Raw genomic sequence first — 16,324 nt, 5'->3', positions numbered from 1 at the left:
TGTACTTAGGCCGCGCACTGTCGCGGCCTTCGTCTTTTGTGGGCCGCACGGCGGATCCGGGCCCGGAAAGATGACGCGCTGTGCGTCGAGATCCGTCGGGCCTGGGACGAGAACAGGCAGGTCTACGGCGTGCGCAAGGTCTGGAAGCAGCTGCGGCGCGAGGGCCTGGATGTCGCCCGCTGCACGGTGGAGCGGCTGATGCGGCGGCTCGGCCTGCAGGGGTGATCCGCGGCCGGGCGGTCAAGACCACGGTCAGCGACAAGACGACGCCGTGTCCGCTGGACAAGGTCAACCAGCAACCCGCTCGTCGGTTCGGTTCGACGTAGCCGCCAAACCGACGCCCTGGCTACGGGCCTCTCAGATGGGCAAAGAGCCACAAAAAAAGCCGCTGAAATCAGCGGCTTGATTGCTTGGATGGCGCGCCCGGAAGGATTCGAACCTCCGACCCCCAAGTTCGTAGCCTGGTGCTCTATCCAACTGAGCTACGGGCGCAAAGAAGAAGCGGGATTATGGGGAAACCCTGCCTGCACGTCAACGAAAAAATTCGCTTCCGTGCCGATCGTCGCGTTTCGCCGCAAGTGGCGGAGACTGAGGGATTCGAACCCTCGATAGAGCTTTTGACCCTATACTCCCTTAGCAGGGGAGCCCCTTCGGCCTCTCGGGCAAGTCTCCGTTGAGGCGATCCGCGAGCCGGCAAGAATACAGGCTCGAGCGCGTTCCGGCAAACCTCAGGACGACTTCTGTTCGCCCTTGCCGTCTTCGCCGCTCTGGATGCGCTGGTAGATCTCTTCCCGGTGCACGGCCACGTCCTTGGGCGCGGTGATACCGATCCGCACCTGGTTGCCCTTTACGCCGAGCACGGTGACGGTGATCGCATCGCCGATCATCAAGGTCTCGCCTACCCGTCTGGTCAAGATCAACATCGCGCAACTCCCCTGTCGCTGGCGCTCTTGCGCGCCCGGGGATACGGCCGCGCAGACATCCAGTCCATCCGATCATACTGGCCCGGCTTCCGCTTCGACAAGCCGAGCACCGCCTGTTCCGTGGATGCGCGGCTCACACCCGCTGCCGCACCCAGTCCGGCACGCCGGCCAGCGCGGCGACCAGCGCCGGGCCATCCTCGCCACCGCCCTGGGCCATGTCCGGGCGTCCGCCGCCCTTGCCGTTGGCCTGACGCGCGACCTCACCCAGCACTTCGCCGGCCTTGATCTTGCCCAAGGCAGTACCGGAGACGCCGGCTACCAGCGCGGCCTTGCCGCCCTCGGCCCCGGCCAGCACCACCACCGCATCGCCCAGCTGCTGCTTGAGGCGATCCATGGCCTCGCGCAGGGCCTTGGCGTCGACCCCTTCCAGCCGCGCGGCCAGCACCTTGATGCCCGCCACCTCACGCGCCTGGCCGGCCAGGTCGCTGGTCGCGCCCGCGGCCGCCTTGGCCTTGAGCCGCTCCAGTTCACGGCTCGAGCTTCTTCTGGCGTTCCAGCAGCGCGCGCAGCCTGTCGGCCACATCGCCCGCATTGCCGCCCAGCAGCTGCGCGGGCCTCGTGCAGGCGGTGCTCCTCGGACGCCACGTAATCCAGCGCGCCCTGCCCGGTGACGGCCTCGATCCGGCGCACGCCGGCGGACACGCCGCCCTCGCTGACGATCTTGAACAGACCGATGTCGCCGGTGCGGCCGACGTGGGTGCCGCCGCACAGCTCGGTGGACGCCTCGCCGAAGCGCAGCACGCGCACGCGCTCGCCGTACTTCTCGCCGAACAGCGCGATGGCGCCGAAGTCCAGCGCCTCCTGCATCCCCATGTGACGGATCTCGCCGGCGTGGTTGGCGCGGATCTGCGCGTTGACCCGACGCTCGATCTCGGCCAGCTCGGCCGTGGTCAGCGGCTGGAAGTGCGAGAAATCGAAGCGCAGCCGGTCCGGCGCGACCAGCGAGCCTTTCTGCTGCACGTGGGTGCCCAGCACCTCGCGCAATGCGGCGTGCAGCAGGTGGGTGGCGCTGTGGTTGAGCACGGTCGCGCCGCGGCGGGCCGCATCGACCGCGGCGTGAACGTGATCGCCCACCCGCAGGCGGCCGAACTGCACGCGCCCGACGTGGCCGTGGAACTGGCCGGCGAGTTTGAGGGTGTCATGCACCGTGAAGCGGCTCTCGACCCCGTCCAGCTCGCCGGTGTCACCCACCTGGCCGCCGGACTCGGCATAGAACGGGGTGGCGTCGAGGATCGCGATGGCGTCCTCGCCCGCCTCCACCACCTCCACCGGCTTGCCGTCCTTCAGCAGCGCCAGCACCGCCAGGCCACCGGCCTGGAGCGTGTCGTAGCCGAGGAAACGGGTGGGCGCCAGCCGCGCCGCCAGCTCGGCCGGCAGCTGCACGCCACCGCCGAACTTGCCGGCCGCGCGCGCGGTTTCCTTCTGCTGCGCCATCGCGGCGTCGAAGCCGGCCACGTCCACCGTCATCCCACGCTCGCGCGCCATGTCCTGGGTGAGGTCGAGCGGGAAGCCGTAGGTGTCGTACAGGCGGAAGGCGTCGCTGCCGGGAATCACCCCATCGGCCACCCTGGCCGCCACGTCGTCGAAGATGCGCATGCCGGCATCGAGCGTTTCGGCGAAGCGCTCCTCCTCGGCCAGCAGCGCGCGCTCGGCGGTACCGCGGCCTTCGCGCAGGATCGGATACGCCTCGCCCATGAGGCTATCGAGCGTGGCGACCAGCTTGTGGAAGAACGGCTGGCGCACGCCCAGCATCCAGCCGTGGCGGAGGGCGCGGCGGATGATCCGGCGCAGCACGTAGCCGCGCCCTTCGTTGGACGGCAACACGCCATCGACGATCAGGAAGGCGCAGGCGCGGATATGGTCGGCGATCACCCGCAGCGACTTGTTCTCCAGGTCGGCCGTTCCGGTCAGCTCGGCCGCGCGCTTGATCAGCGTCTGGAACAGGTCGATCTCGTAGTTGGAATGCACGCCCTGCAGGATCGCGGTGATGCGCTCCAGCCCCATGCCGGTATCGACGCAGGGCGCGGGCAGCGGCATCAGGGTGCCGTCCGCGGCGCGGTCGAACTGCATGAAGACGTTGTTCCAGATCTCGATGTAGCGGTCGCCGTCCTCGTCCGGCGAGCCCGGGGGGCCACCGAAGTGGCCCGGCCCGTGGTCGTAGAAGATCTCGGTGCAGGGGCCGCAGGGGCCGGTGTCGGCCATCTGCCAGAAGTTGTCGGAGGCGTACGGCGCGCCCTTGTTGTCGCCAATGCGGATGATGCGGTCTTCCGGCAGGCCGATGTCGTCGCGCCAGATGGCGTAGGCCTCGTCGTCGGTGTGGTAGACGGTGGCCAGCAGGCGCTCCTTCGGCAGCTTCCAGACCTCGGTCAGCAGCTCCCAGGCCCAGGCGATGGCTTCTTTTTTGAAGTAGTCACCGAACGACCAGTTGCCCAGCATCTCGAAGAAGGTGTGGTGGCGCGCGGTATAACCGACCGAATCGAGGTCGTTGTGCTTGCCGCCGGCGCGCAGGCAGCGCTGCACGTCGGCCGCGCGCACGTAGCTGCGCTTCTCCGCGCCCAGGAACACGTCCTTGAACTGGACCATGCCGGAGTTGGTGAACAGCAGGGTCGGGTCGTTGCCGGGCACCAGGGGCGCGGACGGCACGATGGTATGGCCCTTGGAGGCGAAGAACTCCAGGAAGTCGCGGCGGATGTCGGAGGTGGTCTTGACGGGCGTATTCATGCGGGCATCGGAGGGTGGCGGGCAGCCACGCACCCGCAGGCCGATCACGATGCGGCCGCGGACTCGAGTTGGCAACCCAATGCCGCCAGTTTACAGGCCGCGCCGGGGCTTGGCCGGCGCCCGCGCGATCGGATCATTCGATCGTGCCGATCGCCCGCCCTGATCGAGCGCAGCCCCGCGCCCCTGCCGCCGTCAGTCCCGGCCCGCCAGCGCCGCACGCGCCGCGTCCATCCCGAACCCGCGCCGCAGCAGGAAGTCCGCGGCCTTGCGGCGGGCCTCGCGGTCGCCGTCCAGCGCCTGCGGGTGGCGCCGCCGGAGCAGCTGGCGGGCGTTGTCGATCCAGTCGCCGTCGTACGCCTCCAGCGCGGCCTCGACGAGGTCGGCCGGCAGGCCGTGGGTGCCCAGCTCGGCGCGGATGTAGGCCGGCCCGTAGCCGCTGCCGGCGCGATTGCGCACCAGCGCCTCTGCGAAGCGGGCATCGTCCTGCCAGCCGGCTTCGGCCAGGCGGTCGATCGCAGCGGCGGCGGCATCGGCGTCCACCCCGCGCTGCTTGAGCTTGCGGACCAGCTCGTGGCGGGAATGTTCGCGCCGGGTCAGCAGGCCGAGCGCCCGCTGCACGGGCGTGGGTTCCGGGCGGCGGCGACGCCCCGACGCTGACGAGGACGCCGCCTCGTCGCCGCCGCCGGAATGGCTCACTCTTCGTCGCCGGCGTCGCCTTCCTCGCGCGCGGCGTCCTCGGGCACGAACTTTTCACGCAGCGCCGCTTCCAGCTTCTGCGCCGCGGCCGGGTTTTCCTTGAGGTACTGGCGGGCATTCTCCTTGCCCTGGCCGATACGCTCGCCGTCGTAGCTGTACCAGGCGCCGGCCTTCTCGACCAGCTTGGCGTCCACGCCCATGTCGATCAGCTCGCCCTCGCGCGAGATGCCCTCGCCGTACAGGATCTCGGTGACGACCTGCTTGAACGGGGGGCCAGCTTGTTCTTCACGACCTTGATGCGGGTCTGGTTGCCGATGATCTCCTCGCCCTTCTTGATGCTACCGATGCGGCGGATGTCCAGGCGTACCGAGGCGTAGAACTTGAGCGCGTTGCCGCCGGTGGTGGTTTCCGGGCTCTGGCCCGGCATCATCACGCCGATCTTCATGCGCAGCTGGTTGATGAAGATCACCAGGCAGTTGCTGCGCTTGATGTTGCCGGTCAGCTTGCGCAGGGCCTGGCTCATCAGACGGGCCTGCAGGCCGGGCAGCTGGTCGCCCATTTCGCCCTCGATCTCGGCCTTGGGGGTGAGCGCGGCCACCGAATCCACCACCACCATGTCGATGGCGTTGGAGCGCACCAGCATGTCGGCGATTTCCAGCGCCTGCTCGCCGGTGTCCGGCTGCGACAGCAGCAGGTCATCCAGGTTGACGCCCAGCTTCTGTGCGTACACCGGGTCCAGCGCGTGCTCGGCGTCGATGAAGGCGCAGGTGCCGCCGGCCTTCTGGCACTGGGCGATGGCCTGCAGGGTCAAGGTGGTCTTGCCCGAGGACTCCGGCCCGTAGATTTCCACCACCCGGCCCTTGGGCAGGCCGCCGATACCGAGGGCGATGTCCAGCATCAGCGAGCCGGTGCCGATGGTCTCCACCGCCTCCACCGTGCGGTCGCCCATGCGCATCACCGAGCCCTTGCCGAACTGGCGCTCGATCTGGCCCAGGGCCGCCGCAAGCGCGCGCTTCTTGTTCTCGTCCATCGTGGTGCTCCTTCAGTGGGTGATCTTTGGAATGGGGTCAGCTTAAGCGGGGCGCGTCGCACGGATTGCGACACGGGAACGCGATGGGAAAGGTCGCATGGCGGAGCCTGCGCGCGGCATCGGCAAACACCGGGTGGCGGCTCGGGATTTCCCGCACGTACGCGCCGGAATGACAGCCGGATCACGCATGGGGGCGCACCAGGCCGCAGTACAGGCCCTCGATGGCGAAGTCCTGCCCCGGCTGGACCTCGATCGGGGCGTAGTCCGGATTACGCGGCAGCAGGCGGATTTTCCCCTGCGCGATCCTGAGCAGCTTGACCGTGATTTCGTCGTCGATGCGGGCGATCACCACCTGCCCGGTGCGCGCTTCGGAGGTGCGGTGCACGCCGATCAAATCGCCGTCGAAAATGCCTTCATCGCGCATGGAGTCGCCCTTGACCTTGAGCAGGTAGTCCGGCCGCGGCGAGAACAGCGCGCGGTCGAGCAGGAGCATCTGGTCGCTGCCGATGTCGGCGCCGATCGGCACGCCGGCCGCAACCTGCCCCAGTACCGGCAGCTGCAACGCCTCGTCGTTGGCGGCCAGCTCCCGCTGGCGCGTGCCCTCGGGCAGCCGCAGCAGGCGCAGGCTGCGCGCGCGGCCGGGGCTGCGCTCGATGACCCCGGCGGCTTCCAGCGCCTCGAGGTGGTACTGCGCCGCGCGCACGCCCTTGAAACCGAAGGCGCGGGCGATTTCCGCCTGCGAGGGGGCGAAGCCATCGGCTTCGATGCGGTCGGCGAGGAAGGCGTGGATGGCGCGTTGGGTGTCGGTCAGGCTCATGGTTAGTAGTAATACTACTAACTATCTTCCGGATCAAGCCCTACTCCCGGGCTTCCGCCGACGGCCCGGCCCATCAGGGCTGGGTGGGTTGCAGCTGGACGATCCGCGCCCGCGCCCGCGCGATGCCCTCCGCCAGGCCCCGCCCGCAGTAGGCAGCCCGCTGTGCCGGCAGCAATGCGTCGAGGCGTGCACGCTCCGCCGCTTCCACCAGGGGCGGCGACTCGCCCGCTTCCAGGAATGGCAATGCCTGGTCGATGTCGTCCAGTTCCTGCGCCTCGGCGGGATACAGGACCTTGCCGGCATCGCGATGCCCGCGAAGGCGTTGCGCCCGGTCCTTCCTGGACGCCACCGCCTCGGACAGGAAGGCGGCGATCGCCTCCTGCTGGCCAGCCCCGCAGACCGCATCGCCGGCGCGCATGCGGGCCACATCCGTCAACACGCTGTCCGCCAGCCGGGAGCGGAACCGGTATCCGGCTTCCACGGGTTCGCAGCGGCAGGCATCGCCCAGCCCGCTGCCGATTCCCCACCGCTGGAACACGGTGCAGCCGCCATCGCGGGTCGCGACCAGGCTGATCGTGATCCGCCGCTCCACCGGCGTGCTCGCCGGGTCCGCACCGCGCGGGACCTCGGTGTAGCGCGAGGCGGCCAGAAAATGGTCCGGTGGCAGCGACAGCGCGTACTGCTGGCGCAGTTCATGCGGCGGCGCGATCGCGAGGAGACGCTGCGCGCGCTCCTGCACCACGCTCCGGCAGGTGGCGTCGGGGTTCACCAGGCGCCCGAGCGGCTCGTTGTCACGGGCTTCCAGCCAGGCACGCGCCTCTGCCACATGGGCGCTGTCGGGATGGTCCAGCAAGAAGCGGACGTAGCGATCCGCAGGCTCCCCGCCCTGCAGGAAGCGCCAGCGCTCCTCCGCAGACAGCAGGTCGCCGGCGATCGCGCCGGCGGCGACGATGGCCAGGAGCAGGCCGGTGGCGGGCACCGATCGGCGCATGCGCATGCCCACCGGGTCAGCCCAGAAGACCGCCGACGCCGCGCAGCGCGGCCGCCACGGTCTGCCGGCGCACCGCGTCGCGGTCGCCCTCGAAATGGAACAGCTCGGCGCGGGCATAGCCGCCGCGGCGCTTCCAGCCGATCCAGACCGAGCCGACCGGCTTGTCCTCGCTGCCGCCGCCGGGGCCGGCGATGCCGGTGACGGCCACCGCGAGCGTGGCGCCGGAGTGCACCAGCGCGCCGGACACCATCTCCACCACGGTTTCGCGGCTGACCGCGCCGAACTGCTCCAGGGTCTGCGGACGCACGCCCAGCAGCGCCTGCTTGGCCTCGTAGCTGTAGGCCACCATGCCGCAGTCGAACCAGGCCGAGGAGCCGGGGATGTCGGTCATGCACTTGGCAATCCAGCCACCGGTGCAGCTTTCGGCGGTGACCAGCACCTGGCGCTGCGCCAGCAGGCGTTGCCCGGTGGCGCGCGCCAGCGCGTCGAGGTCGTGGTCGTCGGGGGCGATCATGCGCGCAGCCTGCGGGAAGAATGCGGGCGTTGTAGCGCATGCGGGCGCAAAACGGAACCGGCCCGCAGCTGCGGGCCGGCTGCCGATTCCGGGACGGCTGGGGCATCAGAAGCGCAGGCGCAGGGTGGCCCCCACCATGCGCGGCGCGCCCAGGAAGGCGTCGTAGGTGTTCTTCGGGTTGCCCGGCTCGGGCGTGCCCAGCGCCTGCAGCGGCCCGTCGAACCCCACCTGCACATATTTCTGGTTGAACAGGTTGGTGGCCCACAGCTCCACCTGCCAGCGCTCATCGCGCCGTCCCAGGCCGATGCGCGCGTTCACCAGCCCGTACCCCTTCTGCAGCTTCTCGGCATCGAGGTCGGAGCCGGTGTTGTAGCTCGACATGTACTTGCCGCCGATGTTGAAGCGCCCGCGCAGGCTGGCGCCGATGTCCCATTCGTAGGTCACCGCCAGCGAGCCGGAGAAGCGCGGCGCGAAGCTCATGCGCGCGCCCGGCAATTTGTACAGGGCGCCGGGATACACGAAATCCGCGCCCGGGATCACCTTGCCGTAGCGGGTGTCCGCCCACATCGCCCCGGCCTGCAGCATCAGCCCGCGCACGGACGCCGGCTGCCACAGCAGTTCGGCATCCAGCCCCTTCGATATCACCCGCGGGATCGAGCGCACCACGAAGCTGGTGCCGAGGAAGCTGTTGAGCTGGAAATCGCGGTAGGACTGATGAAACAGGGCGCCGTTGAGCAGCAGGTTGCCGCCGGCCCAGGTGGTCTTGGCGCCCAGCTCCCAGCTGTTGACGAACTCGCCCGGGAACGAGGTGTCGTTGACCGGGACGATGCCCGGCCCGCCGCTGGACAGGCCGTTGCTGGACTGCACGCGATCCAGATTGAAGCCGCCCGCCTTGTAGCCGCGCGCATACGACAGGTAGGTCATCACGTGCGGGTTCCAGCGGTAGGCGGCCTTGAGCGTGCCCGACCACTCGTTTTCCGCCAGCGACTGGTCGGTGACGCGGCCGTTGTGCCGCACGTTCGCCCAGGGCAGGCAGCTAAAGGCCACCACGTTGCCGATGATCGCCTGCTGGGTGGCCGCCGGCAGCAGCGCGAACGGCACGCCGCGCGCGGTCAACGCGGTGGCGATGCGCCCGATCGCCGCGGCGCTGACATTGCCGTTGGCATCGAAGTAGGACGCACAGCCCGGGCTTCCGTTGGGATTGCCGTACAGCGACTGCAGACGCTTGGTCTCGCGGGTGTAGCGCAGGCCCAGGGTGATCTCCAGCCCCTCCGCGGCATGCCAGGTGTTGTTGCTGAACAGCGCGCTGCTGCGCGACTTCTGGCGGTAGTGGTCGAGCGCGCCCAGGCCCGCGAACACCGTGCCGAAGGGGCGCCCGGTGGCATCGGCCAGGAAGGTGGCGGCATTCGGCAGGCCGGCCGAGGGCGGGTTGATGAGCGAGAGCAGGCCGATCGACAGGTACGGCTCGTAGGCCGCGCCGATCCGGTAGCTCTCGGTGCGGCGGATGGTCTCGTCGCTGTAGAACGCGCCCACCAGCCAGTCGAACCGCTCGCTGCTGCCGGCCAACCGCAGCTCCTGGCTGAAGGTCTTGAACTGGCTGTAGGACTCGTCCTTCTGCGGGTTCATGTAGATCAGGTCGGCGGCGCTGAAGTCGAAATCGCGGCCGTTCACCGCATCCCAGTCGCGGCTGGCGGTGATCGAGGTCAGGGGTGGCGCCGCCCAGCGCGTCCATGCTGTAGGTCAACTCGGCCTGTACGCCCTGGTCGTTGATCTTCTGGGTGGTATCGCGGTTGCTGTAGGCCACCCGCGCCCACGGGTTGGCCGGGATCGCGATGGCATTGCCGCCGCCCAGCGCGTTGATCAGCGGCGCGCTGCTGCCGCTGACCAGCTGCACGGCGGTGCAGCAGTTCTCGTTGCGATGGGTGGCATCCGCGGACAGCAGCACCTCCAGGCGGTCGCTGGCCTGCCAGAGCAGCTTGGCGCGGAAGGTGTCGAAGTTCTGGTCGTAATCGCGGCGTTCGCTGCGCGGGCCCGCGCCGGTCACCACCGTCATCCAGCCATCGCGTTCGCGGCGTGCGGCATACAGGCGCAGCGCGGCGGTCTCGCCCAGCGGCGCGTTCAGCCAGGCCGAACCGCCGCGCGCACTGTAGTCGCCAAGGGTCAGCTCGCCGCCGCCGGCCAGCACGAAATCCGGCCTGCGGGTGATGACGTTGATCACGCCCGCCGAGGTGTTCTTGCCGAACAGCGTGCCCTGCGGGCCTTTCAGCACCTCGATCCGCTCGAGTTCGCCGAGATCGCCGAAACCGACCGAATTGCGCGGGCGGTACACGCCATCGATGACCACGCCGACCGAGGATTCCAGCCCGATGTTGTCGCCCACCGTGCCGATGCCGCGCAGGCGCGCGGTGGTGATCGCCTCGCTCTGGGTGCTGGTGACGGTCAGCCCGGGCACCAGCACCTGCAGGTCCTTGATGTCGCGCACGCCGGCATCCTGCAACGCCTGCTGCGACAGCGCGGTCACCGTGACCGGCACGTCCTGCAGGAGTTCCTCGCGCTTCTGCGCGGTCACCACCAGGGTGTCCAGCGTCTTGGCTTCCAGCTTCTCGCCGGGCTTCGTATCGGACTTCACGTTGGACTTCGTCGCGGCGTCCTGCGCCGCCGCCGGCACCACGCCGGCCACCATCAATGCCGCCACCACCGCGACGGCCAACCCCTTGGGCTGCAAACGCATGCACTGCATGACCGACCCCTCCCGATGATCATGTACATGGAAACGGCCGCCGGCATCCCCGCCGGCCACCGCCGTGAAGTGTCTTGACCCCCCTCGAAACCCCTCGCGCGCCCGCCCCCTTCCCCGGGAAGGTGCACACGCTCGTACCATAACGCACCGGCGCGTCTGCTTGCAGGCCTGCGCGCGGAAATACCGCAACAAGAAACCCGCCTTGCGGCGGGTTTCGTCCGTGCTCCGGGCGACTTGCCGGCTTACCAGCAGCCGGAAGTCGAGGGCGACTTCACCCCGGCCTGGTCCAGGCTCAAGGTGCCGCAGGAGTCACCGGCCTGCTTGCCGGTCGGCGCGGCGGAGATGGTGTAGGGTCTTGGCGCCGGTGGCGAGCGAGAAGTTGTAGAAGCTCAGCGTGTCGGGCTCGCAGGCGGCGGTCAGGGTGCCAATCGCGGGCGCACCGGCGTAGCTGAGATCGGTGGTGTACACCCGCTCCAGCCGCTGCGACACCGCCACCAGGCAGGCCTCGCCGGCGGCGCGGCGGGTCTTGCGCTGGTGCTCGTTGTAGGACGGCAGCGCGATCGAGGCCAGGATGCCCACGATGGCCACCACCACCATCAGCTCGATCAGGCTGAAGCCGCTGGCGCGGGATGCTTGCGTGACGCGCATGGAACGCTCCTCGAAGATGGTCATCAGTCGTTGCGGATCTCGCGCCAGGACACGCGCTGCCAGGTCATCATCTGCTTGCCGAAGCTGCTCGCGCCGACGCCGGCGCTGCCGTCCACCACGCCGACGCCAGGCAGCAGGACCGGGCGGGTGGGCATGCCGACCCCCAGATTCACCGAGCCGATCGGGTGGCCGCCGGCGCCGGTGTCGTCGGTGCTGCCGCTCATGTCCAGATCGAAGTAGGACTTGCCCCCCGCTGGTGCCGGTGAAGGCATCGATGGCATTGAGGAAGCCGCTGCCGGAGGCATCGCAGGCATCGCCTTCGGGGATCATGCTCGCCGCGACCATGAAGTCGTTGTCGATCTGCACGTCCTGCACGACGCGCTCGCCCTTGCCCGGCAGGTCCACGTACCAGCCCTTGGACGCGGACGGCAGCGCGGCCTTGTCCTCGAAGTAGCGGTAGTCGCCGGCGACCGTGATGCTGCGCGCGGTCAGATTGGCGCGGGTATAGGAGCCGCCGTCGTCCATGACGCCGTACATGCTCTGGGCATAGGTGGTCTTGTCATCGGCATCGGTGCTGGTCATGAAGCGACCGGTGCCGAAGAAGATCCAGCGCTTGTTGGTCTTCAGGTCGATGGCCGAGGCCAGCCCGCCGGTGATCGGCTGCGGTGTGCCCGACGTCTTTTCGGCATGGAAGATCCTGGTCGCACTCCAGGCCGAGGGCGTGCTGGAGCGCAGGTCGAACTTCCAGATATTGCCCTGCATGTCACCGGCATAGGCATAGACGAGGGTCTTGCCGTCGGCCGCATACACGCCCAGCGGCGCCATCAGGCCGTTGTTGGTGGTGTTGTCGGTGGGAACCTCGCGGATCACGTTGCCGGTGGCCAGATCCATCACCACCAACACCGCCTTGTCATTGGTGCTGTTGGGGCCATTGCCGAACACCACGGCCGGCGTCGGCGACCCGTTGCGCACCTGGGCCAGGACCGGCGCGCCGACCACGTTGCCCATGTTGCTGCCGGGCGTGTCCTTGCGCTCCCACTTGAAGTTGCTGGCATTGAACGAAGCAGGGGCGCTCACGTCCAGCGCATACAGGCCCTTGCCGCCGCGCCCCAGCGTGCCGACCAGGATGTTCTGGCCCGGGGTGAGGGTTCGCGGGCTGACCATGATGGGGCCGTCCACGAAGAACTTGTGGTCGTAGTCGCCGCGGCTGAGCTGCTTGAGGTTGGCGAAGTTCAGGATGTTCGGCACGTAGGCGAACAATTCCTTCCCGTCGGCAGCGTCGAACGCATGCAGCATGCCGTCGTTGGCGCCGATGTACACCGTGCCGGCGCTGGTGCCATCACCCTGCGCGCCACCCGGCACATAGGCCGGGGACGAGTTGACGATATCGCCCAGCACCGTGGTCGGCCGGTTGCGCAGGTTGCTGACGCCGTTGCGGTCCTCGCGGCTGGCGTCGCCCTTGATGTAGGCGGCATTCTGCGCGCCGGTGGCCTCATAGTTGGCCGGGCCCACACCGCTGTTGTCCAGCGCGGAGGTCTGCGCCGAGGTCGGGAAAGCGGCGCCGGTCGTGCCGGCCTGCCCGGGCGTGCCGCTGGCCGTGAACACCTTGCGCAGGCCGACGGCGGGAATGGTGGCGGTCCAGCTCTGCGCGCCCACGCCGGTGCGGCTGACGGCCTGCGCCTTGAGCGCGCCCGTCCACACGCCGGAGACATAGCTGGCCGAGAAGATCTGCGCCCCGGTATTGAGCGAGGTGGAGTTCGCGGTGACGTTGGAGAACGAGCTGGTGCGCTGGGTGATGGTGGCCAGCGCCTTGTTCAGGCCCTGCGCGAACAGCGCAGGGCTGGTGGCCGGGGTGAACTCGCCGTGGCCGTTGACCGCCGCGTGCAGCAGGTCGTCGAGACGTTTGGGGTTATCCGAGAAACTGGCGGTCTCCGGATCCGGCCAGGAATCCCCGCCCTGCAGCGCGGCCGTGGCCTCGGCGACGCTGCCCCAGCCCTTGGTGGTCTTCAGGCCAAGGGCCAGGGTGAAGGTCACCATGTGCTGCCAGAACGCCGGGTCGGCATCGCTGGTCGGCACGTTGTTGTTGTTCGGATTGGACGCATTGCCCATGTAGCTTTCGGTCCGCAGGTCCGTCATCCAGTACTTCATGGCGACATCGGCCAGCGTGTTGCTGTAGGCATCCTCGAATGGCACCGCCGGGCTGTAGGTATAGCTCTTGCTCTGCGGCCCCTTGATCAGGCTGCCGCTGCCGCCATCGACGTTGCCGCTGCCCGCCGTACCGCTGTTCCAGTAGCCGTCGGTGGTGAGGATGGTGAAATTCTGCCGGCAGGACAGCTGGTCGGAGCCAGACTCCGGCCCGTACGGCCCCGAGGCCGCGCTGCTGGAGAAATACTTGCCGGCATTGTCGAGCGCCTTCTGCAGCGGGGTGCCGTTGTAGGCGTACGACATGAACAGGCGGTTGAACCAGGTGCTGCGGCTGGACGTTGCCGGGCTGACGCTGTCGATGAAACGGCCGTCGTTGCCGTCACCCACCGGAATATCGAAATTGTTGCGGTTCCAGATGGTGCGGAACCCCACGCGCACCTTGTTGCCCAGCCCGCTGAACGCCTCGCTCGCGCCGGCTTTCGCGGACTTGATGCGGGTACGGTGGTAGGAATACCAGGTGGCGAAGTTGGCCAGCTCCGCGGACACGGAGCGTCCGGTCGGCGTGGCCGGGGTGCAGTTGATCCAGTCGTTGCCGCTGGTACTGCCGCTGCAGCTGTTGGTGGTGGTATAGGTCACCGTCAGCGTGACATTGGAAAACGCGTTCCTGGCATACAGGCCGACACCATAGAAAGAGGATGTGGCCGGCGAATTGATCGTGCACGTCTCGGCATTACCGCTGTTCGTGGACCTGCAGGTATAAGTACTGGTCGTAGGGTTGCCCCCTTTGCGCACGTATAGATCGGCATTTCCGCTGCCACCACTGCTGGCGACCTTGAACGAAGCCGTATTGGCAGGCAAGGTGATCGTGTAATAGCGCCAGTTATTCTTGCTCTGGCTTTGTCCGGTCACGGGATAGCCGGAAAGCGTGAACGGCCCGCTCAGCACCACCCCGCCATATTCCGAGCGCACCACATCGGTGCCGCCAGCGGGAATCTGGTAGCGATAGTAATTGCTGACATTCGACAGATAGCTGGCGGAAGTGTTTGCCGGATCCTTGGGCACATAGAAGGTCTGCGTCTTCGCGGACAGATCCTTGGTGCCACTACTGATGCCAGCCGGAGAATAGTTGACGTAGTTGTTGTCGCTGTAAACGGAGGTGAAGCCGGTGCCGCCGGTCATGCGGTTGCCGTTCGGCTGCAACCACGTCTGGTAATTCGTGAGCGGGTTGTAGTACAGGCTATTGGTGGCATAGCTCTGCATATACATCTTGTCGTTGCCGGTGCTCTCCGTGGTGATACTGGTCCCGGAATACACGCCTCCCGCATCCGGCTCGCTACTGAAGCCGCCGGGCCCGGTGATCGCCGACACCGACTGGTTATTGATGTTGGCCCAGGCCATCGACCCCGAATCGTCGAGGATGAACAGGATGTTCGGCGCCACCCGGTTGCCGGTGGTCAGCGGCTGGTCCGGGAACACGATGGCGGCATTGACCGGCAGCGCCAGCAGGGTGGCCAGGCAGGCGGCCGGCAGCGTCCACCACGGGCGCGCGGAGGCAAGGGCGCGGGCCAGGTGGCGGCGGGCGGGGGAGGCATTGCGCTTCATGGCAGGCTCTCTTTGCTGATCGCGGGCGTCAGCGGCTGACGACATTGGCTTGCAGCACCACTTCCGCCGAACCCGCGGTGCGGCCGCGGGCGGTGATGCGGAACATCGGGCGCTGGCACTGGTAGTTGGAAATGGCGGCGGTGGTCTCGCACACGCCTTGCAGCGTCGAGCCCTTGCCGGTGCCGAGGTATTCGATGGTGTAGGTGGAGCGCCCGTCCGGGGCGGTCCTGACGACCGGCGTCTCGCCGGTGGTGACATCGCAGATGCCGTTGGCGGCGCAGAACACCGGCTTGCCGTCTGCGCGCATCTCGGCCAGGGTCTTGCCGTACTGCAGATCGGAAATGGCCGGATTGCCGAGCACGTCCTCCTGCGCCACCCGCAGGGCGGTCTCGGCCGCCTGGAAAGCCAGGTTGCGGTCGCGCAGGTTGGCGGTCATGCGCTCCTGCATGGCCGAGCTGCGCAGCACGGCCACGCCCAGCACCGACATCACGATCAGCAGGATCAGCACGATCACCAGCGAAATGCCCTGCTGGCGGTGCGCCGAGCCGGGACCATGGGCGCGGGAAACCCGATTCACGACAGGCCTGTTCACAGGGCGCGGCTCCTCAGGCTGATGACGTTGGACACGTTGCGGGTGACCGTCTTGTTGTCGACCTGGTTGGTGCCGGTCAGGGTCATGTTGACCCGCACCGCCACCACGTCCGGCCAGCTGGTGGGCGTGGCGGTATAGGTGTTGGAGCCGTTCTGGCGGTAGGTGAAGCTGAGCGCGGTGACGCCGTCGGCCACCTGCTGCCCCGCCGCGCCATTGCGCGAGACATACAGCCCGTTGCCGCTGCGGTACCAGCGCACGTTGCGGAAGCGCGCGATCATCACCGTGGACGGCGGCGCCATGGGATCCACGTTCATCGCGATCGGGGTGGCAGGCGTGAAGCTGACCGTATTGGTGGTGACGCCGGTGGCCGTCACCACGTAGAACTGGTTGGCATTGCAGAGGATGAGCCTGTCGCCGGTCTTGAACGCATCGTTGGCGTCCGCGATCTGGCTGGAGTCCAGGGTGATGCTGCTGGTGGTCGCCGCGGTGATGCGGTAGGCGGTGTCATCGCCGGAAGCGGCCACCAGCTCGGTGCCGGCCGGCGCACCGTTGTCGCCGACCGGGCTGGTGAGCAGCTGCGTCTCCTCGGCATTGAGCGTGTGCTCGGCATCCGGCCGCGCCAGGTTGGAGCAGGCAGTGCCGCCGGCGGCGCGGAGGTCGCGCGAGATCAGCTCGTAGGCCACCCGCGCGCTTTCCTGGATGCGGTTCAGCCCTTCGTTGGCCTGGAAGCTGCGCTGGTTGGACTGGAACACGGCGAACGCCGCGCCCATCACCAGCAGCCCCAGCACCATGGCGATCATCAGCTCGATCAGGCCAAAGCCCGACTGGGTCTTGCGCATGGCTGG

9 protein-coding genes, 2 tRNA genes and 4 pseudogenes are annotated in these 16,324 nt (G+C 68.2%); 1 reads left to right on the top strand and 14 read right to left on the bottom strand.

Going from position 1 to position 16,324, the window contains the following annotated elements; translation table 11 throughout:
- Nucleotides 1-57: 57 nt before the first annotated feature.
- A pseudogene (locus LJB71_RS05810) lies at nucleotides 58-299 on the top strand (IS3 family transposase); the annotation flags it as partial.
- 116 nt (nucleotides 300-415) lie between these two features.
- Here LJB71_RS05810 and LJB71_RS05805 read toward each other — a convergent pair.
- From LJB71_RS05805 to LJB71_RS05735, 14 genes and pseudogenes are all read right to left on the bottom strand, one after another.
- A tRNA-Arg gene (locus LJB71_RS05805) sits at nucleotides 416-492 on the bottom strand.
- 87 nt (nucleotides 493-579) lie between these two features.
- Nucleotides 580-672: transfer RNA gene (locus LJB71_RS05800), tRNA-Ser, on the bottom strand.
- Between the two features lie 56 nt (nucleotides 673-728).
- Nucleotides 729-923 (bottom strand): carbon storage regulator CsrA, encoded by a 195-nt coding sequence (gene csrA, locus LJB71_RS05795; protein WP_259303437.1) that lies wholly within the window; start codon nucleotides 921-923, stop codon nucleotides 729-731.
- A 133-nt stretch (nucleotides 924-1,056) separates the two neighbouring features.
- Nucleotides 1,057-3,704 (bottom strand): annotated as a pseudogene (gene alaS / locus LJB71_RS05790) (alanine--tRNA ligase).
- A 192-nt stretch (nucleotides 3,705-3,896) separates the two neighbouring features.
- A complete protein-coding gene (gene recX / locus LJB71_RS05785; RefSeq protein WP_259303436.1) occupies nucleotides 3,897-4,400 on the bottom strand; it encodes a recombination regulator RecX in 504 nt (167 codons plus the stop codon).
- Nucleotides 4,397-5,430, bottom strand: a pseudogene (gene recA / locus LJB71_RS05780) (recombinase RecA). The gene recX and the pseudogene recA overlap by 4 nt, the downstream one beginning before the upstream one ends.
- Before the next feature lie 181 nt (nucleotides 5,431-5,611).
- On the bottom strand, nucleotides 5,612-6,247 hold the full coding sequence (gene lexA, locus LJB71_RS05775) for a transcriptional repressor LexA (RefSeq protein ID WP_259303435.1): 636 nt from the start codon (nucleotides 6,245-6,247) through the stop codon (nucleotides 5,612-5,614).
- Between the two features lie 73 nt (nucleotides 6,248-6,320).
- Nucleotides 6,321-7,244, bottom strand: a complete 924-nt coding sequence (locus tag LJB71_RS05770) for a hypothetical protein (RefSeq protein ID WP_259303434.1) — start codon at nucleotides 7,242-7,244, stop codon at nucleotides 6,321-6,323.
- 10 nt (nucleotides 7,245-7,254) lie between these two features.
- The gene (locus tag LJB71_RS05765; RefSeq protein ID WP_259303433.1) at nucleotides 7,255-7,752 is read right to left on the bottom strand and encodes a CinA family protein; all 498 of its coding nucleotides are present in this window, start codon (nucleotides 7,750-7,752) and stop codon (nucleotides 7,255-7,257) included.
- A gap of 105 nt (nucleotides 7,753-7,857) precedes the next feature.
- Complete coding sequence (locus LJB71_RS05760; protein ID WP_259303432.1) at nucleotides 7,858-9,423, bottom strand: TonB-dependent receptor; 1,566 nt, start codon at nucleotides 9,421-9,423, stop codon at nucleotides 7,858-7,860.
- Between the two features lie 604 nt (nucleotides 9,424-10,027).
- Nucleotides 10,028-10,435, bottom strand: a pseudogene (locus LJB71_RS05755) (TonB-dependent receptor plug domain-containing protein); the annotation flags it as partial.
- Nucleotides 10,436-10,801: 366 nt separating this feature from the next.
- On the bottom strand, nucleotides 10,802-14,887 hold the full coding sequence (locus tag LJB71_RS05745) for a PilC/PilY family type IV pilus protein (protein WP_310649396.1): 4,086 nt from the start codon (nucleotides 14,885-14,887) through the stop codon (nucleotides 10,802-10,804).
- Nucleotides 14,888-14,915: 28 nt separating this feature from the next.
- On the bottom strand, nucleotides 14,916-15,464 hold the full coding sequence (locus tag LJB71_RS05740) for a PilX N-terminal domain-containing pilus assembly protein (RefSeq protein WP_259303431.1): 549 nt from the start codon (nucleotides 15,462-15,464) through the stop codon (nucleotides 14,916-14,918).
- Nucleotides 15,465-15,475: 11 nt separating this feature from the next.
- Nucleotides 15,476-16,318, bottom strand: a complete 843-nt coding sequence (locus LJB71_RS05735; protein ID WP_259303430.1) for a prepilin-type N-terminal cleavage/methylation domain-containing protein — start codon at nucleotides 16,316-16,318, stop codon at nucleotides 15,476-15,478.
- Nucleotides 16,319-16,324 lie beyond the last annotated feature (6 nt).

Origin of the sequence: Thermomonas sp. S9 (genome assembly GCF_024704365.1) — a bacterium.
In the GTDB taxonomy this organism is placed as follows: domain Bacteria; phylum Pseudomonadota; class Gammaproteobacteria; order Xanthomonadales; family Xanthomonadaceae; genus Thermomonas.
Note: the sequence above shows the minus strand (reverse complement) of the source record. Positions and strands in the feature narration are given on the sequence as shown.

Bases quoted from the DNA above. Each gene is read 5' to 3' on its own strand.
- csrA (WP_259303437.1), bottom strand. From the start codon at position 923: ATGTTGATCTTGACCAGACGGGTAGGCGAGACCTTGATGATCGGCGAT.
- lexA (WP_259303435.1), bottom strand. From the start codon at position 6,247: ATGAGCCTGACCGACACCCAACGCGCCATCCACGCCTTCCTCGCCGAC.
- LJB71_RS05770 (WP_259303434.1), bottom strand. From the start codon at position 7,244: ATGCGCATGCGCCGATCGGTGCCCGCCACCGGCCTGCTCCTGGCCATC.
- LJB71_RS05765 (WP_259303433.1), bottom strand. From the start codon at position 7,752: ATGATCGCCCCCGACGACCACGACCTCGACGCGCTGGCGCGCGCCACC.
- LJB71_RS05745 (WP_310649396.1), bottom strand. From the start codon at position 14,887: ATGAAGCGCAATGCCTCCCCCGCCCGCCGCCACCTGGCCCGCGCCCTT.
- LJB71_RS05735 (WP_259303430.1), bottom strand. From the start codon at position 16,318: ATGCGCAAGACCCAGTCGGGCTTTGGCCTGATCGAGCTGATGATCGCC.